Annotated in this window: 22 protein-coding genes; 8 read left to right on the top strand and 14 right to left on the bottom strand. The window is 67.2% G+C overall.

Annotated features, from left to right (window positions below; all coding sequences use genetic code 11):
• Nucleotides 1–624 precede the first annotated feature (624 nt).
• Nucleotides 625–1692, top strand: a complete 1068-nt coding sequence (locus ASC48_RS15045) for an integrase core domain-containing protein (RefSeq protein WP_013654529.1) — start codon at nt 625–627, stop codon at nt 1690–1692.
• Nucleotides 1693–1824: 132 nt separating this feature from the next.
• Here the strand turns inward: ASC48_RS15045 and ASC48_RS15040 are convergent, their stop codons facing one another.
• Nucleotides 1825–2307: a c-type cytochrome gene (locus ASC48_RS15040; protein ID WP_013654528.1), complete on the bottom strand. Its 483-nt coding sequence runs from the start codon at nt 2305–2307 to the stop codon at nt 1825–1827.
• 93 nt (nt 2308–2400) lie between these two features.
• Here ASC48_RS15040 and ASC48_RS15035 point away from each other — a divergent pair, with 93 nt between their 5' ends.
• The 6 genes from ASC48_RS15035 to copM all read left to right on the top strand — a co-directional run bounded on the left by ASC48_RS15035 (nt 2401) and on the right by copM (nt 9761).
• Nucleotides 2401–2760: a hypothetical protein gene (locus ASC48_RS15035; protein WP_041375645.1), complete on the top strand. Its 360-nt coding sequence runs from the start codon at nt 2401–2403 to the stop codon at nt 2758–2760.
• Between the two features lie 73 nt (nt 2761–2833).
• Nucleotides 2834–4309 carry a multicopper oxidase family protein gene (locus ASC48_RS15030; RefSeq protein ID WP_055456553.1) on the top strand — a complete coding sequence of 492 codons (1476 nt, stop codon included), beginning with the start codon at nt 2834–2836 and terminating at the stop codon, nt 4307–4309.
• 160 nt (nt 4310–4469) lie between these two features.
• Nucleotides 4470–6875 (top strand): heavy metal translocating P-type ATPase, encoded by a 2406-nt coding sequence (locus tag ASC48_RS15025; RefSeq protein WP_055456538.1) that lies wholly within the window; start codon nt 4470–4472, stop codon nt 6873–6875.
• Between the two features lie 142 nt (nt 6876–7017).
• A complete protein-coding gene (locus tag ASC48_RS15020) occupies nt 7018–7503 on the top strand; it encodes a DUF411 domain-containing protein (RefSeq protein WP_013654524.1) in 486 nt (161 codons plus the stop codon).
• Between the two features lie 165 nt (nt 7504–7668).
• The gene (locus ASC48_RS19590) at nt 7669–8079 is read left to right on the top strand and encodes a hypothetical protein (protein ID WP_141658977.1); all 411 of its coding nucleotides are present in this window, start codon (nt 7669–7671) and stop codon (nt 8077–8079) included.
• A 131-nt stretch (nt 8080–8210) separates the two neighbouring features.
• On the top strand, nt 8211–9761 hold the full coding sequence (copM, locus tag ASC48_RS15010) for a CopM family metallochaperone (protein WP_244270072.1): 1551 nt from the start codon (nt 8211–8213) through the stop codon (nt 9759–9761).
• 517 nt (nt 9762–10278) lie between these two features.
• Here the strand turns inward: copM and ASC48_RS15005 are convergent.
• The 10 genes from ASC48_RS15005 to ASC48_RS14965 are packed head-to-tail and all read right to left on the bottom strand — an operon-like array spanning nt 10279 to nt 21676.
• The gene (locus tag ASC48_RS15005; protein WP_055456535.1) at nt 10279–12201 is read right to left on the bottom strand and encodes a DUF2793 domain-containing protein; all 1923 of its coding nucleotides are present in this window, start codon (nt 12199–12201) and stop codon (nt 10279–10281) included.
• A gap of 10 nt (nt 12202–12211) precedes the next feature.
• Complete coding sequence (locus ASC48_RS15000; protein WP_055456534.1) at nt 12212–16177, bottom strand: baseplate multidomain protein megatron; 3966 nt, start codon at nt 16175–16177, stop codon at nt 12212–12214.
• A 2-nt stretch (nt 16178–16179) separates the two neighbouring features.
• Complete coding sequence (locus ASC48_RS14995; protein WP_055456533.1) at nt 16180–16656, bottom strand: NlpC/P60 family protein; 477 nt, start codon at nt 16654–16656, stop codon at nt 16180–16182.
• Nucleotides 16653–17537: a DUF2163 domain-containing protein gene (locus tag ASC48_RS14990; RefSeq protein WP_055456532.1), complete on the bottom strand. Its 885-nt coding sequence runs from the start codon at nt 17535–17537 to the stop codon at nt 16653–16655. The genes ASC48_RS14995 and ASC48_RS14990 overlap by 4 nt, the downstream gene beginning before the upstream one ends.
• Nucleotides 17534–17743 carry a hypothetical protein gene (locus ASC48_RS14985; RefSeq protein ID WP_055456531.1) on the bottom strand — a complete coding sequence of 70 codons (210 nt, stop codon included), beginning with the start codon at nt 17741–17743 and terminating at the stop codon, nt 17534–17536. Before ASC48_RS14985 ends, ASC48_RS14990 begins: the two co-directional genes overlap by 4 nt.
• Entirely contained in the window at nt 17740–18414 is a 675-nt protein-coding gene (locus tag ASC48_RS14980; RefSeq protein WP_055456530.1) for a lysozyme, read from the bottom strand. The genes ASC48_RS14985 and ASC48_RS14980 overlap by 4 nt, the downstream gene beginning before the upstream one ends.
• Before the next feature lie 4 nt (nt 18415–18418).
• Nucleotides 18419–18550, bottom strand: a complete 132-nt coding sequence (locus ASC48_RS20135) for a hypothetical protein (RefSeq protein WP_279626052.1) — start codon at nt 18548–18550, stop codon at nt 18419–18421.
• The gene (locus ASC48_RS14975) at nt 18543–18893 is read right to left on the bottom strand and encodes a hypothetical protein (protein ID WP_055456529.1); all 351 of its coding nucleotides are present in this window, start codon (nt 18891–18893) and stop codon (nt 18543–18545) included. The genes ASC48_RS20135 and ASC48_RS14975 overlap by 8 nt, the downstream gene beginning before the upstream one ends.
• A complete protein-coding gene (locus ASC48_RS14970) occupies nt 18890–19516 on the bottom strand; it encodes a DUF2460 domain-containing protein (protein WP_055456528.1) in 627 nt (208 codons plus the stop codon). The genes ASC48_RS14975 and ASC48_RS14970 overlap by 4 nt, the downstream gene beginning before the upstream one ends.
• Nucleotides 19517–19525: 9 nt before the next feature.
• A complete protein-coding gene (locus tag ASC48_RS14965) occupies nt 19526–21676 on the bottom strand; it encodes a tape measure protein (protein WP_055456527.1) in 2151 nt (716 codons plus the stop codon).
• A gap of 70 nt (nt 21677–21746) precedes the next feature.
• On the opposite strand from ASC48_RS14965, the gene ASC48_RS14960 reads away from it, so the two are divergent.
• Complete coding sequence (locus tag ASC48_RS14960) at nt 21747–21959, top strand: AbrB/MazE/SpoVT family DNA-binding domain-containing protein (RefSeq protein WP_055456526.1); 213 nt, start codon at nt 21747–21749, stop codon at nt 21957–21959.
• Here the strand turns inward: ASC48_RS14960 and ASC48_RS14955 are convergent.
• From ASC48_RS14955 to ASC48_RS14945, 3 genes are read right to left on the bottom strand one after another with little or no spacing between them, the layout of a single operon-like run.
• On the bottom strand, nt 21932–22213 hold the full coding sequence (locus ASC48_RS14955; RefSeq protein WP_208975744.1) for a DUF7697 family protein: 282 nt from the start codon (nt 22211–22213) through the stop codon (nt 21932–21934). The two genes, ASC48_RS14960 and ASC48_RS14955, sit on opposite strands and share 28 nt — an antisense overlap.
• Nucleotides 22210–22647, bottom strand: a complete 438-nt coding sequence (locus tag ASC48_RS14950) for a hypothetical protein (RefSeq protein WP_055456525.1) — start codon at nt 22645–22647, stop codon at nt 22210–22212. Before ASC48_RS14950 ends, ASC48_RS14955 begins: the two co-directional genes overlap by 4 nt.
• Nucleotides 22648–22649: 2 nt before the next feature.
• Nucleotides 22650–23594, bottom strand: a complete 945-nt coding sequence (locus ASC48_RS14945; RefSeq protein ID WP_055456524.1) for a phage tail tube protein — start codon at nt 23592–23594, stop codon at nt 22650–22652.
• Between the last annotated feature and the right edge of the window lie 13 nt (nt 23595–23607).

The raw sequence follows: 23607 nt of genomic DNA, 5'->3' as shown, positions 1-23607 counted from the left end.
ATGCCCGACTGGGAGCGCCGGAAGCAGAGACTGGAACGGGCCATGGCCTGAGAACTTCCGAACCCGGTCGCGGCAGAAGCAAACGCGACTCCAATCCAAGCAATTTCGGACGCTGGATTTTTTTGCTATCTTACAATGGCTTATAAGAAATTCACCAAACGAGCGCAGTCAACAGGTCCGGAGAATATCGGCCCTGAGAGACCGCTTCCGGGCCTCCTGGCAGCGGGGGCAGTGCTCAGCCCCTCCCGCATAACCCACGAAAACAACGGAAAAATCCGACCGCAGCCGGATGGGGAGAACGCTTTCGCGGGGGCAAGTGGCGGAGGGGATGGGTCTGACGTCGAACCTTCTCTGCCATATAAGCCATTGTTTTATATGACGCTGGTGATGGTTTGAATGGTCATCTGGTTCAGGCGCGACTGGCAGCGAAACGGATGATCGGGGCTATTATGGCTTCATGGAGAGATCGACTGACCTGCCCGCTGCGGCGCGCCGTGGATTCACGACGGCCATCACCCGTCCCGCGCGTTTTTGGCCTTCCTGAGAGGGGTGCCAAAATGTAGGCACGTCTCATCGCATTGACATGACGGCAATTTTTTAAGCGCCGTGGTGGAGCCCGGCAAGATGAATTCGACGTTTTCCCTCCTTCTGGTCTTCCTGGCCCGGTTCTTCATGCCGCGGCACAACGCGCAGATGCGGCTGCTCAAGGCCCAGATCCATATTCTCCGGGCCCGCATCCCGGCGCAAAGGATCATCCTGTCGCCCGCCGAGAAATCCGAGCTGCTGCGCATCGGGGCGGAGTGCGGACACGATATCGACGGGCTTATGGAGGTGGCCAGGCCCGCGACCTACAAGCGCTGGCTTGCCCAGATGCGTGATGGGCGCGCCTTCAAGGCCGTGGGCAGGCCGCGCCTGACGCAGGAGCTGCGCGACGTCGTCATTCGCATCGGCTCGGAAAATCTCCTCTGGGGCTACAAGCGGATCGCCGGGGAGCTGAAAAAGCTCGGGCTCTATGCCGGCGCCAACTCGGTCAAGCGCATCCTCGATGAGGCGGGCATCCACCCCAGCCCCGAGAAGCGGAAGAAGAAGCCGGCCCTGCCGTGGACCACCTTCGTCAGGGCGCATATGGAAAGCATGGTGGCCTGCGACTTCTTCACCAAGACTGTGCTTACCGCCCGCGGGCCGCTGACGGCCTATGTGCTGATCTTCATCCATCTCGGCAGCCGCCGCGTGTTCTGCAGCACCCCGACCTACGCCCCCGACTCGGTATGGGTAACCCAGCAGGCCCGCAATACGCTGATGTGGTGCGCGGACCAAGAGATCACGCCGGATTTCCTGATCCGCGACGCCGACACCAAGTTCAGCGCCAGCTTCGATGCCGTCTGGGCGTCGGAAGCTGCCCGGGTCATCCAGATCCCGCACCGGGCGCCGAACGCCAATGCCTTCGCGGAATCCTTCATCGGCACCATCAAGCGCGAATGCCTGGATTTCTTCGTCTGCTTCAGCCGGTCGCAGCTCGACTATATCCTGCGCACCTGGGTGCGCCATTACAATGTCGAGCGCCCGCATCGCGGGCGCGAGATCGGCAACAACGTGCTTCAGGTCGATTTCCGCCCCGCCCGTGACGGCCCGATCTGCTGCCGGCGCCAGCTCGGCGGCATCGTTACCTCCTACACGCGCGATGCGGCGTGATCCGTGGTTCGAGAGCGAGCCGCAGAAAGCTTGACGGCTTTGACGCCGAGGGCATCCGCCAGAGCGACTCCATTTGGAACCATCAGTGCGTCAGCCCGCTGACCATATTGCCGGGCCGTTGCTCCCGGACCTTCAGTCCCGGCGTGAAACTTCACTCTGATATCGACGCTCACGTTCGGGCCAGGTGCTCCTGATGAAGGCAAGAACCGCCCGGATTTCCGCATCGCTCAGCACACGGGCAAACCCGGGCATGTCGCTTTCATAGCCGCCCCCGACGACAGCGGCGGTGCCTTCCTTCACGATGCGGAACAGAAGTTCGTCGGGGTGATGCCAGGTGTGGCCGCTGGCATCGTGTGGTGGTGCAGGCAGGCGGCCGGAGGGCAGCGGGGATTGCCAGTCCGGCTGTCCTTCCAGCGATGCCCCGTGGCACGATGCACAGTGATCGGCATAGAGTCCGCGCCCGGCCTCGATCGTCCTGGTGGAGTCAGCGCTTGTCGCGTGCTTCTTGCCGAATTGCCAGATGAACAGGAGCGCAAGGGAGAGCGATACTGCCATCACAAATACCAGATGTGTTCTGGAAATCCCGCGCAATCGCTCCTCCGAATCTTCCGTCATGGATCACGATCATCACGATTTCGTTCATGTGGGCGCAAGCCTGCGGCATTGGCGGCAATGGACAATTGCGACCGGTCTTCCTATCTTCGTCGCATGTTTGGTCGCATCGTCGCCCTTCTCGTCGTCCTGTCCTTCGCCGTCGTCACGGCGATGACGGCGGCGCATGCGGCGCGCACGATGCTGGATGGCACGATGGCGGCCGCCCATGACAGCCACATGATGGTGAAGCCAGATACCGGCAGCGCCGATTGCGGAACGGGATCGGATTGCGGCACCAGCGATGCCGCCGCCTGTGCCATGGCCTGTGCCGGTGTACCCGGCGTCATCGCGTCTGTTCCGGACGCGGCAATCGAGGATCGCCCGCGCGCCGCCCATACCCTGCCGGTTGACATGGATGCTCCCGGGCAGGGTCCGGGCCTGAACGAACGACCTCCCAAGATCCGTCTCCTTTGATCTCGCCCCGGGCCCTCGCCCGCGGCGGCCCATCGGACCTGACATGCGGGACGGCAGTCCCGAGGAGACGAACATGAACAATCTTACCCGTCGCGGCTTTCTGGCCGCAGGCGCTGCCGTGCTGGCAGCCGCCCATCTTCCCCGTGCCGCCTATGCCGAGGCGGCCCCACTCGCCTTGACCGCAACCCGCAGGACGCTCGACATCGGCGGGCGGGCGGCCACGGTCTTCGGCCTTGCCGGCCCCGGCGGTCAGGGGCTGACCCTCGATCCCGGCCAGCGGTTCCGGGTCGATCTGAAGAATGATCTCGACGTCCCGACCATAATCCATTGGCACGGGCAGATCCCGCCCAATGCCCAGGATGGCGTGCCCGACATGCCGCTGCCGCTCATCGCGCCGGGTGAGACGCGGTCCTTCGATTTCGCCCCGCTGCCCGGCACCTTCTGGATGCACAGTCATGTTCCGCTGCAGGAAATGCAACTGCTGGCCGCTCCACTGATCGTGCGCGCTCCCGAGGATCTGACCGCCGACCGGCAGGAGGTCGTGCTGTTCCTGCACGATTTCTCGTTCAAGACCCCCGAGGAGGTGCTGGTGGAGATCGGCGCCGGCGGTGGCGGCAGCCACGGGGGGCACGGCGACGGGATGCAGGCCATGGGGTCCGGCATGATGGGCATGGGCGCGATGCAGCGGATGGACCACGGCTCCATGGGCGGCATGGCGATAGGCGGCATGGCCATGGACCTGAACGATTACGACTGGGACGCCTATCTCGCCAATGACCGCACGCTTGCCGACCCGGAGGTGGTGGCGGTGGAGCGCGGCGGGAGGGTACGGCTGCGCGTCATCAACGCCGCCGCCGCGACGGTGTTCTGGATCGACACCGGCGCCGCCCGGGCGCGGCTGATCGCCGTGGACGGGCATCCGGTGCAGCCCGTCGCGGGCAATCGCTTCGGTCTTGCCATGGGGCAGCGCCTGGACCTCGACATCGACTTGCCAGCCGAAGGCGGCGCCTGTCCGATTCTGGCGCTGAGGGAAGGCGCACGCGAACGCACCGGCCTGATCCTCGCTACGCCGGGGGCCGCAGTTCGGCGCGTCGAGAGCCTCGCCGACACCGATACCCCCGCCTTTGACACCGATCTGGCACAGGAGTCGCGGCTGATGGCTGCCGATCCGCTGACCGAGCGTCCGGTCGATCGCAGCCAGATACTGATGCTGGGTGGCCAGATGCAGCCCTATGTCTGGACGATCAACGGCGCCACCTGGGGTGAGCACAGGCGGGTCACTGCGAAGTCGGGCGAGCGGGTGGTGCTGTCCTTCCACAACATGTCGATGATGGGGCACCCGATGCACCTGCACGGCCATGTGTTCCAGGTCGTCGGCCTGAACGGACGGCGCGTCGCGGGTGCCCGGCGCGACACCGTTTATGTGCCGCCGATGTCGATGGTCGATATCGCGCTCGACGCAGGCGAGGCGGCACGCTGGATGCTGCACTGCCACCACATGCCGCATCTGGCCAGCGGCATGATGACCGAGTTCGCGGTCAGCACATGACCGCGCAATGCCGAGGGCGCCGCATGTCAGCGCCCCTCGGCGGAGAACCTGCAACGGGCAATATTTCAAGCTTCCCGATCGCCTCTTGACCTTCCAGCGGTTGGAAAGCGCAGAACAGGTGAAACGCAAGCTCAGGATGAAACGCCGAGGAGGCGTGGAAATGACCAGCAAGACCGAACACGATCACCAGAAACATGCGCACGCTCGTTCGACCCACGGGCATGTGCACGATCACGCGCAAGACCATGCGGCCGCCGCGCCGGACACAGCCCACAAGGTCAAGGACCCGGTCTGCGGCATGATGGTCGATCCCCACACGACCGCGCACAAGGCCGAGCATGGCGGCCGGCCCTATTACTTCTGCTCGGCCGGATGCCGAACGAAGTTCTTGGCAGACCCGGACCGCTATCTGGATCCGGAAGCGGCGACCGAGAAGGCCGAGCCGGTTCCGGAGGGGACGATCTACACCTGCCCGATGCACCCCGAGATCCGCCAGGTCGGACCGGGGTCATGCCCGATCTGCGGCATGGCGCTGGAGCCGGTGCTGGTCAGCCTGGAGGCCGGACCCAATGAGGAACTGATCGACATGACGCGCCGGTTCTGGATCGGGCTGGCGCTGACGATTCCAGTGGTGATCCTCGAAATGGGCGGCCATTTTCTTGGCCTGACTCACTATATCGGCCAACTGACCTCGAACTGGTTGCAACTGATCCTCGCAACGCCGGTCGTGCTATGGGCTGGTTGGCCGTTCTTCCAGCGCGGCTGGCAGTCGCTGGTCAACCGCAGCCTCAACATGTTCACCCTGATCGCCATGGGCACCGGGGCGGCGTGGATCTACAGCGTCGTCGCCACGCTGGCGCCCGGCATCTTTCCCGACGCCTTCCGAGAGCACGACGGCTCGGTCGCGGTCTATTTCGAGGCGGCGGCGGTCATCACCGTCCTAGTCCTGCTCGGGCAGGTGCTGGAACTGCGCGCGCGCGAGAGCACCAGCGGCGCGATCCGCGCGCTCCTGGACCTTGCCCCCAAGACCGCCCGGATCATTCGTGACGACGGCACCGAGGAGGAAGTTCAGCTCGACAGTGTGCAGGTCGGCGACCGCCTGCGGGTGCGTCCCGGCGAGAAAGTGCCCGTCGATGGCGAGGTGCTGGAGGGCCGCAGCGCCGTCGATGAATCGATGGTGACGGGCGAGTCGATGCCGGTGACCAAGGAGGTCGGCGCCAAGGCCATCGGCGGCACCATGAACCAGTCGGGCGCGCTGGTGATCGAGGCGAAGAAGGTCGGCCGCGACACCATGCTGTCGCAGATCGTCCAGCTCGTCGCCGAGGCGCAGCGAAGCCGCGCACCGATCCAGCGCCTCGCCGATCAGGTCTCCGGCTGGTTCGTGCCGGCGGTGATCCTGGTCGCCATCCTCGCCTTCGTCGCCTGGTCGATCTGGGGGCCGGAGCCGCGCTTCTCCTTCGGTCTCATCGCGGCGGTCTCGGTCCTGATCATTGCCTGCCCCTGCGCGCTGGGGCTGGCGACGCCGATGTCGATCATGGTGGGCGTCGGGCGCGGCGCGCAGGCGGGGGTGCTGATCAAGAACGCCGAGGCGCTGGAGCACATGGAGAAGGTCAACACCATCATCGTCGACAAGACCGGAACCTTGACCGAGGGCCGGCCCGCCGTCACCGCCATCGTGCCGGCGGCGGGCTTTACCGAAGGTGAGGCGCTGCGCCTTGCCGCCAGCGTCGAACGCGCGAGCGAGCATCCCCTCGCGCTTGCCATCGTTCGCGCGGCGGACGAACGCGGGATCGCGGCCGCGCCGGTCGCGGATTTCGATTCGCCCACCGGCAAGGGCGCCTATGGCACGGTCGAGGGCAAGCGCATCGCGCTTGGCAACGCAAAATTCCTCGCCGAACATGGGGTCGATGTCGCGCCGCTGGCCGATGAGGCCGACCGGCTGCGCGAGGACGGGGCGACTGCGATCTTCATGGGCGTCGATGGTCGCGTCGCGGCAATCTTTGCCATCGCCGATCCAGTCAAGCCCTCGACGCCCGAGGCGCTGGCCGCGCTCAAGGCGCAAGGCATCCGTGTGGTCATGCTGACGGGGGACAACTGGACGACGGCGAAGGCCGTCGCCCGCCGGCTCGGCATCGACGAAATCGAAGCCGAGGTTCTCCCCGATCAGAAAAGCGCGGTCGTCGCGCGGCACAAGGCGGCGGGCGAGGTGGTGGCGATGGCCGGCGACGGCGTCAACGACGCGCCGGCGCTGGCTGCCGCCGATGTCGGCATCGCCATGGGCACCGGCACCGATGTGGCGATGGAAAGCGCTGGCGTCACCCTGCTCAAGGGCGATCTCAACGGTATCGTCCGCGCCCGCCGGCTGTCGGAAGCGGTCATGGGCAACATTCGCCAGAACCTGTTCTTCGCCTTCATCTACAACGCGCTTGGCGTGCCGGTCGCGGCGGGGGTGCTCTATCCGTTCTTAGGCATCCTGCTGTCGCCGATCATCGCCGCTGCCGCCATGGCGCTGTCCTCGGTCAGCGTGATCGCCAATGCCGCCCGGCTGCGGAGGGTGAAGCTGTGATCGCCGTGCGGCATCAACAGCCGAACCCGCGCACGCACATGCCGACGTCGTGCCGCGGCAGATGCGTACCTGCTCACCCCTTCGTGCGTCGCGCCCCGACCGTGACGGCGAGACAATGCAATCCATGAAACGAGGTTTGACGATGAGAAACGATCACAACATTAGCCGGCGCACCATTCTGGCCGCTGTCGGAGTGCTGCCCTTGCTGATGTCGATGCCGGGGCGGGGACATGCCGAAGCGCTGCCGCTGGTGAGCGTCAGCAAGGATCCGTCCTGCGGCTGCTGTGACGGCTGGGTCGCGCATATCGAGGCGGCGGGGTTCCCTGTGCGGGTGGTGGAGTCCGCCGACATGGACAGCCTCAAGCAACGCCTCGGCGTGCCGGCCGATCTGGCATCGTGCCACACCGCCGAGGTGGGCGGCTATGTGGTCGAGGGCCATGTCCCCGCCGAAGCAATCCGCCGCCTTCTGTCCGAGCGGCCCGAGGCGACAGGGCTGGCCGTTCCCGGCATGCCCGCCGGTTCGCCTGGCATGGATTTTCCGGGCGTGGATCCCGAACCCTACGAAGCGTTCCTGTTCGGCCAGACCACCCGCAGCTTCGGGCGCTTCCTCGGTTCACGGGAAATCTGACACAGGCAGGCCCGACATGACCGCCCAGCTTGCGCATGATCGAAAGCAGCACCTGGCCGAGGCGACTTGCCTCCGTCAGCGGAGCGGTCTCGTCACGGCTGGTGGCGCGCGGCGGGAACGCGGCAACGCATCGGTCTCGCGGGGCACCGAGAAGGCAGGTGGCGCATGAGCGAGCGTGCACGAGTTGCTTTTCGGGCGGGGTATGGCCGATTGCGCCAGGTTGCAGTCTGCATCCTGCTGCTTGCCATCGGCGCCCTGGTTCTGCAGGCGCCGGCACATGCCGGCCCAGCCGGACACGCCATCCACCAGCAACAGAGCGCCGCCACGGCAGGCCACTGCACCCAGCATCACATGCTGGTTGACCATGGCGCTGGTTCAACTGCTGGCTGCGTCAGTGCTGACAGCGGCGTCAGTCTGGTGGACTGCTGCCAAGCCTGTCTGATCGCCGCCGTTCCCGTCGAGCCGCCGGCGTTGGGCGTATCCGCAAGTAGTGAGGTTTTTCTCTGTCTGCGCCGTAACTTCTGCGGGCGATCCCCCGCAGGAATCCTGAAGCCGCCCCGTCTGATCGCGGCGTGAGCGCCGGGAATTGTCGGGAGATCCCGAGATGTCTCCGGCCGCCCCGCGCCAACCCGAGAAACCGACGAACAGAACGGAGAACCGCGTCCGCGAATCCGGGCCGGGGCTCTCGGAACCAAAGGATGAAATCAATGAATCGAACCGTAATCGCCCTTTCCGCCAGCATCCTCTCCGGCCTGGCGGGCGCTGCCTTCGCTCAGGCCGAGCATGACACCCACCACCCGGCAACCCCGCCCGCACAGGCGGAGCAGGTGCCCGCGCCGACGCCTCCCACAGGCCAGATGCCCCACATGCAGGGCATGGCCGGCATGCAAGGGATGATGCCCGAGCAGTGCCAGGCCATGATGCAGGCCATGACTCCTGAATGCATGGGCGCGATGCAGCAGATGATGCAGGGCGGGATGATGGCCACGCCGCACGCCGAGGCGGCTCCGGCGAATGAAAGCCTTCCCGACTTCACTCGGGCCAATATCGAGGCCATGGATGCGATGCACGGACCGATGATGGACGGCGTCATGGCCGACGATCCGGATGTCGCCTTCGTCCGGGGCATGATCCCGCATCATCTGGGTGCGATCGACATGGCCAGGATCGTCCAGCAATATGGGGACGATCCGCAAACGAAAGAATGGGCCGCCCAGATCATCGCGGCGCAGGAGCGCGAGATCGCCGAAATGCAGGCCTGGCTGACGGCGAATGCCGGCGAGGCGTCGGCACCCTTGGGTCAGACAGGTGGAACCGTCTATTCCGCCAATGAAGGCGGCAACTCGATCAGCGCCATCGACCTCGGCACCGGAGCGGTCGACACCGTCTCGATCCCGGTCGCTCCTCACAACGTCGATCTGACCCCCGATGGCAAGCTGCTGTTGGCGGTTGGCGAGCCTGCTGCCGGCGGAGATCATGGCGCGGACGGGCACGGGCATGGCGCGGCAGGCGCGGCCGAGGGTCTGCTGGTCATTTTCGATCCGCAGAACATCGCCGCGCCCAAGGCGACCGTCGCCGTGGGCTCCCACCCGGCGCATGTTGTTGCGGACCGGCTGGGGCGCGCGTTTGTCGCGCTGTCGGGCGGCGGCGAGATCGCGGTGGTTGATCTCGAAAAGGCCGAGGTCATCGGGCGCATTGCGACGGGCGACTATCCGCACGGCCTGCGGCTTAGCCCGGATGAGACCGAGCTCTATGTGGCCAATGTCGAGGACGGATCCGTGTCCGTCATCGACACGCAGGCGCTCTCCGAGGTTGCGCGCATTCCGGTGGGCGCAGCGCCGGTCCAGGTCGGCTTCACGCCTTCGGGCGCTCAGGTCTACGTCTCGCTTCGGGACGAAAACCGTGTGGCGGTCATCGATACCTCTACCCGCGAGGTGACGGACAGGATCGATGTCGGGCTGAATCCGATCCAGATGTTCGCGACCCCGGACGGAGCCTATGTCTATGTGGCCAACCAGGGCACCGACGCGGAGCCGAACGACACCGTGTCCGTGATCGACACCGCGACCGGTCAGGTGGTGAAAACCCTCACCACCGGTGGCGGCGCACATGGCGTCTCGGCATCGGCGGACGGTGCCTTGGTGTTCGTGACCAACATCGCCGATGACAGCGTGTCGATCATCGACGTCGAGAGGCAGGAAGTGGTGAGCACGGTGCCGGTCGGCGATCGTCCGAATGGCATCGTCTACGGCGGATGAGCCGTTGAGCAATCGGCGCCGGGGATCTCTCCGGCGCCAGTCGTCGGCCGGGGACTGAGCGCGACTCCCGGCCGCCGTCGAAGATCTTGAACTTGATGATGATGCCGGTCAGCAGCGCCAGCACTACGCCGGCCGAGATCCCTGCACGCTGTCGGGGTGCTGCTCGCGCTGCTTGCCCCGCCGCTGCAGCGAGCAGCAATCCAATGGTCTGGTCGTGAGTATTGGGGCTGAATCGGCTGCAATTGACTGAGCTGCTTGGCGCGACAAGTTCACAACTTGTCACTGCTGGCATCGGTGAAGCCTAGAAGGTGCAGGGTGCACAATTGTGCCCATCGCCGCACGGGACAGATGTGGCATTGCCGTGCCACCATTCCGGCGCAGCGAATCCCTGCCGCTCTTTGAATCTGTGAACCTGTGATCCGGGCCGGGCGTGTCGCTCCGGTCGAGGCGTCTGGCGCTTCCCGATGCGATGCCACCCGGCCCGGCATTCACACACGCTGGCGTTCATGCCTGCAGATCAAAAGTCCGTCTCGACATAGACCCCGGTGCAGTCATAGGCGACGGCGGCGGCCGTTGCGCCGGTGTTGAGGAAGAGCCGCGGCGACAGGAACTGGGTTGCGGCGGGCAGATCGGCGCTGATCTCCTGTTCGAAGACTGCGCCGGAGACCTCGTCGACGACCCGCACCCAGACGGAGCTGCCATTCGGCGGGGCGGCGATGTAGAGGGTCAGCACGCCGCCAGTGGCGATGGCGAAGCTCGCCCCCATGTCGGTCTGCGTCGGGGCCCCGGTTCCATCGTTCGCGACCAGCTGCCATCGGGTGTGCGTGCCGCGCTGGAAGCCGATGCCGATGCAGTTCACCACGGCGGCCAAGGTCAACGTCGTCGCCAGCGCGGCCGTGGATCCGTAGAGACCGAAGAACTCCATCCCGGTCGCCTGCAGGGTCGTCAGCGACAGCCGCGTGACAAAGGTCCAGCCGCCAAGCCCCGCCGCATTGCCGCGCCAGCAGGCCCAGCCTGCGGAGCGCTGATCCGCCACTGAGTCAACGACTGCCGCCGAGGTCAGTCGCCAGCGTCGCATGGAGGTGGCGAGGTTCGTTGCGGCCAGTGCGGGCGTGGAAACGGTGCCGACCGAGATGATCGGCAGGCCTTCGCTGTTGATCGTGGTGCCGGTAGAGGGCGACCAGTTGGCGATGCGGTTCACCCCGAAGTGGGGTTGCAGCGGGAAGTCGCGGCCGGAGGGACGCATCACGTCGATCCACGGCGCCCCGGCGCGGCTGCGGGCGTAGATGGCGGCCTTGCCTGCGGGCGGCGGAGGCGGGGCGGCGGCCAGTCCCGGCAGGACCGTGGGCTGCGGCAGTTCCACCTGGCCGCTGGTGCGGTCGATCCGGATCGCATCAAAGAAGGTCGAGCCATCCGGGCTGACCTTGAAGCTGAAGTCGTCACTGCCGAGAAGGCCGATCAGCGCGCGGGCGGAAAAGCCCGTCTTGAAGGCAAAGGCCGCATCGTTCCCGGCCGCCGCTTTGTTGACCGTGGCCTCGATCCCGGCCCCGGCGTTGTTGAACAGGAGCGCTGGGGTGTTGACCGAAACCCGATTGTAACTGTCTGCCGTTGCCCCGCCGAGGCCGAGCAGCTGCGCAGTCAGGTTGGCCTGGGGCATGCCGACCTGCGTGACGGCATTGGCGAAGGTGACCATCGGCGTGTTGATGACGGTCGTGCCCCCGGCCCCGGCGGTGGCCGAACCGATGTTGACGACCGTATTCGACCCCGACGCGCCACCCGTCCCGAGGTTCACGGTCTTGGTGACGCCGGTGGTCGTGGCCCCGGTGCCCATGCCGTATGTGGCGGTCGTCGTCGCTGTGCCGATGCTGGCCGAGGCCGCCGAGACCGTCACAGTGCCCGAGGCGGTCAGCGTCCCTGAGAAGGTCTTGTTCCCGGTGAAGGTCTGGGTACCCGCAAGGATCGCGAGTTCTGACGAGGTGTTGGGCAGCGTGTAGCTGCGGGTCGTAGCGGTGGAGATGCCCGAAAGCGAGAAGACCGCCTTCTTGGTCGGATCGGTGTCGTTGACGAGACTGAAGACCGCATCCGAGATGTCGCTCGGCTCACCCACGACCTCCCAGGCGGCCCCGGTCCAGACGAGCAGCAAAGCCTCGTCCTCGACCCATGTCCGCCAGCCGATGCGCGGCGGGAGGCGTAGCCAGGCGCCGTCGTTCCAGAGGGCGATGTTTAGATCCCAGCCCACCCAGTCGCCGGTCGCGCCCGAGCCGACGATGTAGCGATCGCCATCGGCGGGACTGACTGGCGATGCGGTCAGGTCCCGGTCAATAACGGAAAGCTGGACGAGTCCGTCGAGGATCCGCAGCGCCTCGTTATGGGTGACGTGCTTCTGGGCCTGCGCCGCGAGGATGTAGGGCAGCAGGAGATGGGTCGTGGCGTCGGGCATGGGATGGCCTTCAGAAGATCAGCGTGACGGTTTTCGGCGCGCCCCGCCCGACGAGGGCGGAGAGCTGATAGATGCGGATGTCGAGCGTGTCGCCGGGGCCGAGCAGCGCGCCCCAGTCAGCGGTCTGGGCGGCGGCGGTGTAGACCGCGCTGGTGGTGGCAGTTGTCAAGGATCGCTTGACAACTGCACTGTCGAGGATCTCGACCTTGTAGGCTTCGAGTTCCTCGGCCAGCGGCACCTCCAGCCCGCCCCAGCTGTCGGCCGCAAGCGCGCAGGACCGGCGCGTCCAGCGGATCGTCAGATCGCCGGGGGTGCGCGGTCTGCGCCACGGCTGTTCGACATGGGCGACGGAGAACGGGCGAAGTCCCACGCCAACTGGCATGAAGGCCTGCGCCACATAAGTCTCGTCGCTGACCGGGCGGCGCGTCGGGCCGATGCGCCAGTTCCACGGGATGTCAAGATCGGCCTCGGCAATCGGCAGCGATGCCAGCGAGGCGTCGAGAACGACGACCCGCGCGCCAGCAGGCACCGGATTGCCCATGGCCCCCTCTGTCCCGCGCTGGCCGCGCAGCAGACGGGTCAGGCGATACCGGCCGGGGGCGATCAGTTCGGCTGCACCCGCTTGCACGATCTCCCAGACGCTGGGCGCGCTCTCGATGGCGAGCGCGTTCGCCCCGCCGAAGAGGGTCAGGTCCGTGACGCTTTCGAGAGTGCCGGTCAGCAGATCGACCACCAGCGCATTGCAATGATCGAAGCGCGAGGTGGGCCCCGCGAAAAAGTCCGAGGCCAACGCCCCGATCCGGGCGCGGCTGCCAAACGTGGTCAGCAGTTCGAAGCCATCGGTCGAGGGGCTGCGGAACACCGCCATCTCGCCCGGCCAGGGAAGAGCGTGGGCGGCGACCAGCGGCCGATGCGCGGGCTGGTCCTCGGTCAGCTGCGGCAAATCCATCAGCACCGCATCCGGCGCACCGAACACCACCGCGCGCGTCAGCGACGCCGCGCGGGGATCGCCGGGCGGCAGATCGTAACTCGCCCGGTCCTGACGAACCGCCTCGATGCCGCGCGCCTCGGCGTCGGCGATGGAGACGAGCCGCAGATCGACGAGCCGTCCGTCATGGGCGAGCCGGATCGCATCGGCCGGATCGAGCGCGAGCCGCGAGGGCGGCAGACGGAACGCTGCCGTCTCGCGGCCCACCCACGCCTCCATCAGCGCACGGCGGCAGCGCCGCTCGGCTTCCTCGGGCGGCACCGCCATCGGGAAGGACTCGGAGGCGATGCGCGTCGTGTCCACCGTGATGCGCCGCGCCTCGACGAGGGCCGCGTCGTAATCCTCGTCGGCGCGGGCGACCTGCCATTTCAGCGCCTGCGGCAGTTCCGTCTCCTGGCCGCGCGTCAGCTCCAGAACGTCGCCCTCGCGGGCGACCACCAGATCGTCGGGCGCGAGGGTGGCGACAGACGCCCGGCCGCGCATGATGAAGCGGATCACGCCTTCCGTCTCCACCGCATCAAACCCGAAATGCCGCGACAGCGTGGTGATCGACGCGCGCGGGCTTTCCAGCGCCGTGATGGCGTAGCCCTCGAGAGCGCCCCAAAGCCCGGTGACGTCGATGCGATCTTCGGGCAGCCCTGCGCGCAGGCAGAGGTGCCGGACGAGGGCCGCCAGCGACACCGCGCCGAGCCGCCCTGTCAGCCAGTGGCCGAGCCGCCAGTTTCCGCCGTCCGTCCAGACGTCGGTCAGCGCCGGGAAGAACGGATAGGGCCGCGCGTCCCACGTCCAGGCGGCGCACTCGGGGGCGTGCACCATGCGGCCGCCGTAGACCGAGGACACCGGGTTGTTCGCGGCCTCGCCCCACCAGAGATAGCTCGCCTCGAGATAGGCGCGCTGGATCGCATCGTCGCGCCAGCCCCGTGAGAAATGTGGCGTGAAGCTCTCGGAGGACTTCGGATCGAAGAAGACATTGGGCTGGTTGGTGCCACGATCGATGGCGGGGCAGCCGAGTTCGGTGAACCGGATCGGCTTCGACTGCGGGACCCATGCCGTCGGCGTCGCGCTCTCCACCCCGCCCGGGCGGTCGTAATGCTGGTTCGACCACCAGGCGCGCAGATCCTTGTAGCGGAAGACCCACGGCTTTCCCGCTGCACCGTCGGTGATCGGCGTTCGCACCTGAGCCGACCGATCGGCGGCGCTGGCGTAGAACCAGTCGAAGCCTTCGCCACCCGCGATGTTCGCCTGCAGATACGCCCGATCGTAGATCGCGGGCCAGCCATCGGCGGCGTCGAGATGGTCGAACCCGTCCCGCCAGTCCGACAGCGGCATGTAGTTGTCGATCCCGACGAAATCGATCTCCGGATCGGCCCAGAGCGGATCGAGGTGGAAGAACACGTCGCCGCTGCCATCGCTCGGCTGGTGCCCGAAATATTCCGACCAGTCGGCAGCGTAGCCGATCTTCGTGCCAGTGCCCAGAATGGACCGGACATCAGCTGCCAGATCCCGATAGGCCTGCACGGCCGGATAGGTGGATACGCCCGAGCGGATGGTGGTGAGCCCCGGCATTTCCGAGCCGATCAGGAAGGCGTCCACACCGCCTGCGGCGGCGCAGAGATGGGCATAGTGCAGCACCATCCGCCGCAGGCCCCAATCGCCCGATGGGCCGGTCCAGACGACCGATTGGCCCGAGACGCTGAAATTCGCTGGCGTCGCCGTACCGAAAAGCGCCGAAACCTGTGCCGCGCCGGCGGCGGTCTTGTCGACCGATCCCACATAACCCGCTGCGGGGGAACAGGTGATCCGCCCCCGCCAGGGGAATGCGGGCTGGCCGGTCTCGGCAGCATTGTCGGAATACGGGTTCGGCAGCGTGTTGCCGGGCGGCACGTCCATCAGGATGAACGGATAGAAGGTGACGCGCAGCCCGCGCGCCTTCATCTCGTGGATCGCCTGCACGACGGCGAAGTCGGACGGCGTGCCGCCATAGACCGGGCGATCCTGATCGTCGCGGCTGACGAGGAAGGCATTGGCGCGGCTGACGCCGTTGACCGACCAGGACAGAGGCGTGGTCGACTTGGCGGACACCTCGACGCCGGGCCGCACCTTGCAGGATCCCGCGCGCAGATCGTCGCCGAACCAGGCGACGACGAGGCTCACGCTCTCGACCGCCGGGACCATGGCCTGCAGCCGGTCGAGCGCCACCACGATGTCGGTGGCATCCGGCAGCGCGTTCAGGTTTTCGGGTTGTGTCGCACCGCCTGCGGATTTGCGGATGGCCTGCGTGGCATAGGTGAACTCACCCGAGGCCGGGATCATGGTGACGGCGCGGGTCAGTCCTTCGGCCGTGTCGGGATCGGCGAGCGGCCGGAACACCTCGAAGGAAAGCTGCGGCAGGCGGTTGCCGTAGCTGGAGAGCGGCAGTTCCTCGAAGACGACATAGGCCGTGCCGCGATAGGCGGGCGTGCTCAAAGCTCCCATCTTCGTGGCCATGAAGGGATCGGCGGTCTGCATCTCGTCGCCCGGATACCAGCGCCAGGTGACGCCCGAGAGGTCCATCGGTTTGCCGTCGGCCCAGATGCGGCCGATACCGGTGATCGGCCCCTCACAGAGTGCGACTGCGAAGCTCGCATAGTAGAGATATTCCGTGGTCCTGACCTTGCCGCCTCCGCCACCCTTGCCGCCGCCCTGCGTGGTGGTCTTGGTTTCCTCGCGGAAATCGGTCGCCCAGATGATGTTGCCGCCCATGCGCATGCGCCCATAGAGCCGCGGGATGACGGCGCCCTCCGTCGAGGAGGTGATGCGCAGCGTGTCGAGACGCGCGCCCTCGATACGCTGGGTGGGCGCGAGCGACGAGATGATCCAGCTGTCGACGACCGAACCGATGCTGGAGCCGATGAAGCCGCCTATGGTCGCGGCGCTAACACCGAGGATCGCACCGCCGATGGAACCGCCGATGGCGGCGCCGGCGACGCCGAGCACGAGAGTGGCCACTGTCAGGACTTCCTTTTGCGCCGCGCCTGCTTGCGTACGGAGGCGGACGGACGGGGAAACAGGAAAGCGAAGGCGATGCGCCGCCGCCAGACGGAGGAGAGCGGCTCCTCGATGACGCCGAGCCGCTCATAGGCGTGGATGAAGCTGCCGGGGTCGGTGATGATCCCGACATGCTTGGCGATGGCGCGGGGCTTCATGCGGAAGAGGACCAGCGCGCCGGCTGCGGCCGCCGCAGGGTCCACTTCGATCATCATGCGCCGTACGCCTTCGGCCAGCACCTCGCGCGGGCCGGTTTCGCCCCAGTCGCGGCTGTAGGGCGGGATCGGGAACGGCTCGGGGCCGACCACCTCGCGCCAGACGCCACGGGCGAGCCCGAGGCAGTCGCAGCCCACGCGGCGCAGGCTGGCCTGGTCGTGATAGGGCGTGCCGAGCCAGGACCGCGCCGCCGCGATCACTGCGTTCGGATCGGCGGCTCTCACAGCACGCTCCCGTCGTGCCCGCCGTCCTTCGTCGCGTAACGGAGAACGGCATCCTGGCCGGGGATATGCGGGAAGCCCCGGAAGTTGGCGACATTGGCGAACTTCGTGCCACAGGTCTCAATGCGCTTGTCGCAGCCCGCGCGAACGACGAAACCGTCACCCCCGGTGATGGACCGCACCGGCGCTTCGAGCAGCGTCAGCACGGCGACGCCGTCGGTCAGGTCATGCGCGACGATCTCTGCCCGCCGCCCGGCATTGGCGCCGCTGGTCCATTCGACCGTGCCGAAGGTGAACCAGCCCGCGGCAAAGCCGCCGAGGCCGGAAGCCGTGAACGTCCGGTCACGCAGGAGGTCGATGACGGAGCCCGTTCCCCTGAAGGCCGATGCGTCCAGATCGACGCCGCAACGTCCGTCACCGAGCGCCGCGTCGCAAGTGGCCTGAAACGTCCGTCCGACCGTTTGTCCGAGGACATGTGCGAGCGAACGAACTTCTGCCACGAAGGCAAGCCGTCCCCGCCGGATCTGGCCGATCGCCCCGCGGCGCATCAGCACACGCTGCGCCGGATCGCTCCAGTTCACCCGCCAGACCTCGACCTCGGCATTGTCCCAGCGACCGTCGAGGATGTCGGTCTCGGTGATCCGGTCGGAGGTCAGCACGCCCTCGGCGTCCTGCGCATCGACGGAGAGATCGGATCCCGAGCGGACCTCCGATGCCGTCAGCCCGCTCTCCGGCTCGAAATCGGTGTTGTCGAAGCTGAGCGTCCGGTCGTGGTCGGTGAAGCCAAAGGTTGCGCCATCCGCGCGCACGATCCGCCACACCCAAGCGAGCGTCGTCGTGCCTTCGTCGAGATGGGCCTGAAACGCGGGCGAGAGAGACTTCACTTCCGCCCCCAGCCGCGCAGGAGCGCCACGGATGCCAGAAGCGAAGACACCACGCCACCAGTCGCACCGGTCAGGGCATAGAGATTGAAGGGCCGGATATCGAGGGTGCCGGTGGCGAGGTCGAAATCCGCCAGCCCGGCCATGGCGAGGCCGGAAGCGGCAAGGCAGGCCAGATAGACGAGGCCGCGTGCGAGATTCCAGTTCATGGACGTCCTCCGATGAGAGTGGTGAGGAATGCAGTGAGACGAGACAGCAGCGTGGGCGCAGCGGGAACGGCCGGGACCGGCATGGGGTCAGCGGCCGTCGGAACCGGCGTCGCCTCCGGGCGCAGCAGCGCCAGCGCCTCGGCCTCGGTCAGCCGCCGGTTGGGTCGCAAGAAATCGACTCGGCCATTGCGGTCGACCGCCCAGACCGGAATGGTCCCGGTGGGGTAACGTCCATGGCGGAAGAGGTCGCGCTCGGCCTCGCGCCGGGGGCGGATCGCGGCGGGCTTGAGCCAGCCCATGAAGGCGTCGCTTGCCGCCGCGCGGTTGCCCGCGTTCAGGTGTCTCGTCAGCGCAGCTCTCGCGATGCCGCCGGTGTTGTAGTGGAAACTGACCAGCGCATCGAATTCGTGCGGCTCGAGCGGCACGATCACGGCCCGTCGCACCGCTGCCTCGTAGGCCGCCAGATCGGCCCGGAATACCTTGAACGCCTCGCGGACGCCGGCCTCGAGATCGGCAGGCATGCCACGGGGCATCCTGGACGGATCGGGCGGTCCGGCTGCGGCCGTGTGGCCGATGCCGAAGGTCCAGACCTGTTTCACATCGAGATAGGGTCCGGGCACGATGCCTTCGTGCCGGACGAGGGCCAGCAGGCCCCGATCGGTCGTGTGCATGTGATCACCCCAGAAGCGATAGGGTCAAAATGAGAGCTGCGACGGCGATGCCGATGCGCAGGCGGTGGGCGAAAGACTGACGCGGGGCGATGGGGTCGCAGCGAATGAAGCGCGCGAGGCGGAGAAGCTCATTCATCGCCGTCGCCCTTCTTCGCCCCACGTAGCCGGGCGAGGACGAGTTCGATGAAGGCGGGGCCAAAGACGCCGACGAGATAGGCCGCCGAACCTGCTGCGCCCCCGGCCGGGATCGCCTCGGGCGGCAGGCCCAGCCAGCTGGTGACGAGCGCCATGGAAAGGCTGCCCATTCCAGCCGCGATCAACCCGCCTAGCAGGATGTGCCGCAGCGCATCGCGCAGGCGCATCCTCGTGGTCAGTGCGTTGGTCGCCCCGCCGAGCGCACCCCAGGCGGCCAGGATCACCGCCGTCGATGTTGCGAGTTCCTTCAGCACCGCGGCGAGGAACCCGGTCTCGTCGTTCATCTGCGGATCTCCAGCAGCGGGATGGAAGTGATCGAGCCGAGGCGTTCGAGATCGAGGGTGACGTCGAGCGCATCGGTGTCGAAGCGGACGGGCACGTCGAACGCGAAGCCCGCCGTGACGGCGACGCCTGCACCGGGTGCGGAGCCGAAGGTGATGAGGCCGGTCGTGGTATCGACCGACCAGCCCGACATCTGTTCGATGCCCGCCAGCGCGACACGCACGCTGCCCGTGACCGGCTTGGCGATGCTGCGTGTCCAGGACTGCGCGCCGGAGGTGTAGCACTTAACCAGCTGGAACTGCGTCGTCGTGCCGTCGCCGGTGCCGATCTGCTGGTCGGTTGCGCTCGGCACCTGCGATGGCAGGCAGGACTTGAAGTCGGCCCAGTCCTTGAAGCGGAAGCCGTGAAGGCGGCCGTTTCGCGCCTCGAAGAAGGCGACCACTGCCGCGAGATCGTCGGCACGACGGATGCCATAGGCTACGTCATAGCGGCGGCGCGAGTTCGCCCAGCTGGCATTGCGTTCCTCGTCGCCCGAGGCCAGTTCCACGATCTGGGTGCGCCGCTCCGGTCCGCCGCGCGCACCACGGCTGATGTCGTCCGGGAAGCGGACCTCGTGGAAAGCCATGACGATGCCTCACATGCCCCTTCGGCCGAGCGAGACCGCGCGGGCGATATCGGCCGCGATCTGCGTGCGGGACTGCCGGAAGCTCTCGGCATCGCGGGCATTGATCGTGACATTGACGGTCTGCGCGGCGGTGGGGCCGTAACCTGCTGCCTCTCGCCGCGAGAGTACCCGCTCGCCACGTTGCAGGATCGCAGGCACTTCGTCGGGCCTGAGCCCCGCCCAGCCCCCGGAATGCATGCGCGGGGCATTGACGAAGGCGTGCGCGGGCACGATGCGGCCCGGTCCCGCAGAACCGACCATGCCGCCGGCGTGCAGGATGTTGGCGAAGATCCCGCCGCCGAGATTGCCCAAAACACCGGAAAGCACGCCTGCCAGCGGGCCGAGGATGAAACGCCGGGCTGCTAGCTTTGCCAGATCGGCGATCAGCGAGGTGACCAGGTCGCCGAACTTCAGCTTGCCGGTCTTCACGAACTCGCCGATCGCGTTCTCGGCGCTGCGGAACGCTCCCACCAATGCGTTGCCGATGTCGCCGCCGATCTCGCGCGCCTTTGTGGCATAGTCGGCCAGGGTCTGGCTCACCGCCGCCCATCCGGTCGCGGCAGCCTCGGCCCCAGCCTTCGTCTGCTCGCCGGCACTGCGCCCGGCGGCTCCGGCACGACCGGCAGCTGTCGTGGCATCGTTCAGAGCCGCCGTCACCCGGCCCGCCGATGCGGCAGCCTCGTCCAGCGGGTTCTCGGCGTCCCCGCCGCTCAGTGCATCGCGCAGCGCCTGCATAGCCGCGCCCACACCATCGAAGGCTCCGGCCCTGGTCTCGGCCGCGCGCTGGCGGTAGCGGTCGGCCATCGCGCCGGCATTGCTGGCGGCGTGATCGAGCATCGAGGCATAAGACTGCGCCCCGAACCAGTCGATCCGCGCGTCGGCACCGATCGTCTCGGCGACCGCATTGAATGTCGGTCCGATGGTGCCAAGGAAATCTGCCCATTTGTTCGACAGGAAGGCCATCAGCCGCAGCCAGATCGCCTCGATATCGGCGCGCAGGGCGCGGAAGTCGTCCACGAAAGAGCCGAGCGTGGCCTTGATCCCGTCCCAGACGGCACGCGCCACGTTGCCCATCAACTCGAGCGCCGAACCGAAGCCGCCCGCGCCCTTCACGAGCTGCCCGAACCAGTAGATCAGTTCGCCCGCACCGACGATCAGCGCGCCGATCCCGGTGCGGATGATGGCGCCGCGCAGCAGCGTCAGCGCACCCGACAGGCTGAAGGTCGCGACACGGGCAGCAACGAACGCCGCGACCCAGCGTCCGGCCATGAAGCCGGCGAAGGCGATGCCGATGGCCGCGAGCCTCTCGAGGTTGTCGGCAAGAAGGATCAGCCCTTCGGCCACCGTCGAGGTAGCGCCCGCCATCTGATCCCAAGTCCCGACCAGTTGCAGGGCGGCGTTGCTGATCAGCGTGAAGGCATCGCCGATGGTCGCCGGCATGCTGTCGGCTTCCTCGCGCAGCAGCTCGAGATTGCCGATCAGCGCCGTGCGGATGACATCGCCGGTAATCGTCCCTTGCTGACCGAGGGTGCGCAGGCCCGAGACGGTGGTGCCAAGCTCGGACGCCAGCAGCTCCGCGAGCCGCCCGCCGCTCTGGATCACGGTATTGAGGTTGTCTCCGCTGAGCGTGCCGAGGGCCATGGCCTTCGACAGCGCGTTCTGCACCGAGGCCGCGCGCTCGGCCCGCGCGCCCGAGACGACCATGGCGTTGTTCAACGCCTCGGTGAAATCCAGCGATTCCGCCGTCGTCAGCCCCAGTTCGCGTAGCGCCGTGGCATTGGCGAGCCAGGACTCCGTGGTCTGGCCGAGGCTCGAATAGGTCCGGCGCGCCATGGCGGCGAGCCGGTCCATGACGGCCGCGCCCGTTTCCTGCGAGCCGGTGGCGAGATCGACACGCGAGCGCAGGTCGGTCCACTGGTCGGCATAGGCGATGAGCTGGCGCGTGCTGATCGCAGCACCAAGGACGCCCATGACCCGGCGCACCACCGCGCCGGTGATGTCGGCCTGCCGCTCGATCCGCTTGAAGTTGCTTTCGCCCGCATCGCCTACGCCAGCAAACTCGGCCTTCACCTGCCGGCCGCCTTCGGCGACGAGGCGGACGGAGACGCGTTTCTGGGCCATGGGTCATCGTTCCCGAAAGGGTGGCAGCGTTCGCCTTGCGCTGAGGCATCGAACGAGGGAGACTCGGGCCATGTCCGAGACCGCCATCCTGTCCCCGAAGTTCCAGATCGCGATCCCGGCGAAGATTCGGGCGTCGCGGGGATGGAAGGCCGGTCAGGTCTTCGCTCTCATCCCGAAGGGGACCGGCATTCTGCTGATGCCGGTGCCGGAGCGGGGCCAGCTGGCCGGCATCGCAAAGGGCGCGTCGGCGGGCGGTTACCGGGACCGGATGGATCGGATCTGATCTTCCGGACCTGGCCGATCACCGGATGCCATCTGCTCGTTAAACTTGCGCACCATCACCGCCTCGATCTCGGGCAGGCATTCGGCGGCGATCAGCGGATCGACCCCGAGCGCCCGCGCCATGGCGAGCGCCGTCCCCATGTCCCAGCCGATGACGGCACCGCCGCCCATGCCGGTCGTGACGCGAAGCTGCCCGATCAGGCGCTGTGCCAGATCCCAGACCTGCCAACCTTCCGGAGTTTCCGGATGGTTCACCCGCGCCGGGCAGTCCGGACACGGGCCTTGGCAGGCGTTGCAGTAGCTTTCGCCCCCTCCGAAGTGCCATTCGGCGAGAGCGCGGAGACGTTTTTTTCGGCGTCCAGCATCAGGTGCGGCGCAAGGCAGCGGGTCTGGAAGGCCTCGAACACCGGCCAGATGTCGAGAAGCGCGTCGATCCCTTCCGGTGTGACGGGAACTGGATCGCCATCGGCATCGCCGACGCCCTCCCAGTCGGAGACCACGCGGCGGGCGACGGCCTTGGCCATGACCAGCGCCTGCTCCTCCTTGCTCGCCCCTTCGGGCAGTGCTTCGACAACTGGGTCGTTGCGTGCGGCCACCATGATCGCGGTGGTGACGGGCAGGACGTGCAGGCGCAGGCCGTGGCCGAGATCGAGCCATTTCGGCCCGGCGGAAAGATCGAGACGGATCATGGTCAATATTCCTCGATGTCGTTGACGAGAACGGCGGTGCACATCCGCCCGAGCGCAGCGTCGCGCGCGGCCTGCCAGTCGAAGCTGGCCTGCACGCCCTGCGGTCCGGAAATCTCGATCCGCGGGCGCGGCAGATAGACGGCGTGGACGGTGAAGGTGAAGCTCTGGCCCGAGGTCAGGCCGTAGGCGAATTCCAGTTCGCAGGGCGTGCCGCTGATCGCCTGACTGACGAGCGTGCTGTCTGCGAAGCGCACCTCGGTGCGTCCGGTGAGCGCGGCGATCGAGGGATCTGCGCCGTCGATCATGCCGTCGGCGCGGATGGTCTCGATCCGGTCGAGATTGTTGGCATAGGTGATCTCGGTCGAGATCACGTTGCCGAGTGCTGTGCCATTGCGTTTGATCGAGCCGTTGAAATGCCCGAAACGGATCAGGTCGAGCTCCGTCGGTGTTCCCGCGCCACTGGTCGTGGCCACCGTCTCGCCCTGCGCCACCAGCCGCGCGGTGGCGGTGAGCAGGCCCGAACGCTGCATCTGCCAGCTGAGCTGGTCCAGCACCACGCCGGAATACATGGCGTAGCGCGGCACCTCGGGCATGGCGGTTTCGATCGCCATGCTGGGCAGCGTCCAGCTGCCGGACTGGAACGTATGGGTATATGGACCGGGCGAGCTTCCGGTGGTGGTCGGCGCGCCGAAGGCCGCCTTCAGCCAGAAGCCGAACGCCTCGGCGTCGATCGGCACCACCACATCGCCATCGGCGGTTACCGCGTCCTTGATGGGCGCGAGAGGGTCGCGGCCGTAGCCCAGAAGCTCCGAGTTCAGGAGCGGCTGTTCCGCCCCGAGCGTGGCGCTGGCAAAGGGCATCCTCGTATAGCCGCTGCCGGGCGGCGTGCCATAGGTCGTCTCGAACGCGAGCGCCATCCGCGCCCGCGCCCCTTGGGCGCGTGCCATGTCGGTCTCCTTG

It is taken from the genome of Pannonibacter indicus (assembly GCF_001418225.1).
In the GTDB taxonomy this organism is placed as follows: Bacteria; Pseudomonadota; Alphaproteobacteria; order Rhizobiales; family Stappiaceae; genus Pannonibacter; species Pannonibacter indicus.
This window is presented reverse-complemented; position numbering and strand designations above follow the sequence as displayed.

Bases quoted from the DNA above. Each gene is read 5' to 3' on its own strand.
- ASC48_RS15030 (WP_055456553.1), top strand. From the start codon at position 2,834: ATGAACAATCTTACCCGTCGCGGCTTTCTGGCCGCAGGCGCTGCCGTG.
- ASC48_RS14965 (WP_055456527.1), bottom strand. From the start codon at position 21,676: ATGGCCCAGAAACGCGTCTCCGTCCGCCTCGTCGCCGAAGGCGGCCGG.
- ASC48_RS15040 (WP_013654528.1), bottom strand. From the start codon at position 2,307: ATGACGGAAGATTCGGAGGAGCGATTGCGCGGGATTTCCAGAACACAT.
- ASC48_RS19590 (WP_141658977.1), top strand. From the start codon at position 7,669: ATGAGCGAGCGTGCACGAGTTGCTTTTCGGGCGGGGTATGGCCGATTG.
- ASC48_RS14970 (WP_055456528.1), bottom strand. From the start codon at position 19,516: ATGGCTTTCCACGAGGTCCGCTTCCCGGACGACATCAGCCGTGGTGCG.
- ASC48_RS20135 (WP_279626052.1), bottom strand. From the start codon at position 18,550: ATGAATGAGCTTCTCCGCCTCGCGCGCTTCATTCGCTGCGACCCCATC.
- ASC48_RS14960 (WP_055456526.1), top strand. From the start codon at position 21,747: ATGTCCGAGACCGCCATCCTGTCCCCGAAGTTCCAGATCGCGATCCCG.
- ASC48_RS15005 (WP_055456535.1), bottom strand. From the start codon at position 12,201: ATGCCCGACGCCACGACCCATCTCCTGCTGCCCTACATCCTCGCGGCG.
- ASC48_RS14945 (WP_055456524.1), bottom strand. From the start codon at position 23,594: ATGGCACGCGCCCAAGGGGCGCGGGCGCGGATGGCGCTCGCGTTCGAG.
- ASC48_RS14975 (WP_055456529.1), bottom strand. From the start codon at position 18,893: ATGAACGACGAGACCGGGTTCCTCGCCGCGGTGCTGAAGGAACTCGCA.
- ASC48_RS15020 (WP_013654524.1), top strand. From the start codon at position 7,018: ATGAGAAACGATCACAACATTAGCCGGCGCACCATTCTGGCCGCTGTC.
- ASC48_RS15045 (WP_013654529.1), top strand. From the start codon at position 625: ATGAATTCGACGTTTTCCCTCCTTCTGGTCTTCCTGGCCCGGTTCTTC.
- ASC48_RS15035 (WP_041375645.1), top strand. From the start codon at position 2,401: ATGTTTGGTCGCATCGTCGCCCTTCTCGTCGTCCTGTCCTTCGCCGTC.
- ASC48_RS14980 (WP_055456530.1), bottom strand. From the start codon at position 18,414: ATGCACACGACCGATCGGGGCCTGCTGGCCCTCGTCCGGCACGAAGGC.
- ASC48_RS14950 (WP_055456525.1), bottom strand. From the start codon at position 22,647: ATGATCCGTCTCGATCTTTCCGCCGGGCCGAAATGGCTCGATCTCGGC.
- copM (WP_244270072.1), top strand. From the start codon at position 8,211: ATGAATCGAACCGTAATCGCCCTTTCCGCCAGCATCCTCTCCGGCCTG.
- ASC48_RS14985 (WP_055456531.1), bottom strand. From the start codon at position 17,743: ATGAACTGGAATCTCGCACGCGGCCTCGTCTATCTGGCCTGCCTTGCC.
- ASC48_RS15025 (WP_055456538.1), top strand. From the start codon at position 4,470: ATGACCAGCAAGACCGAACACGATCACCAGAAACATGCGCACGCTCGT.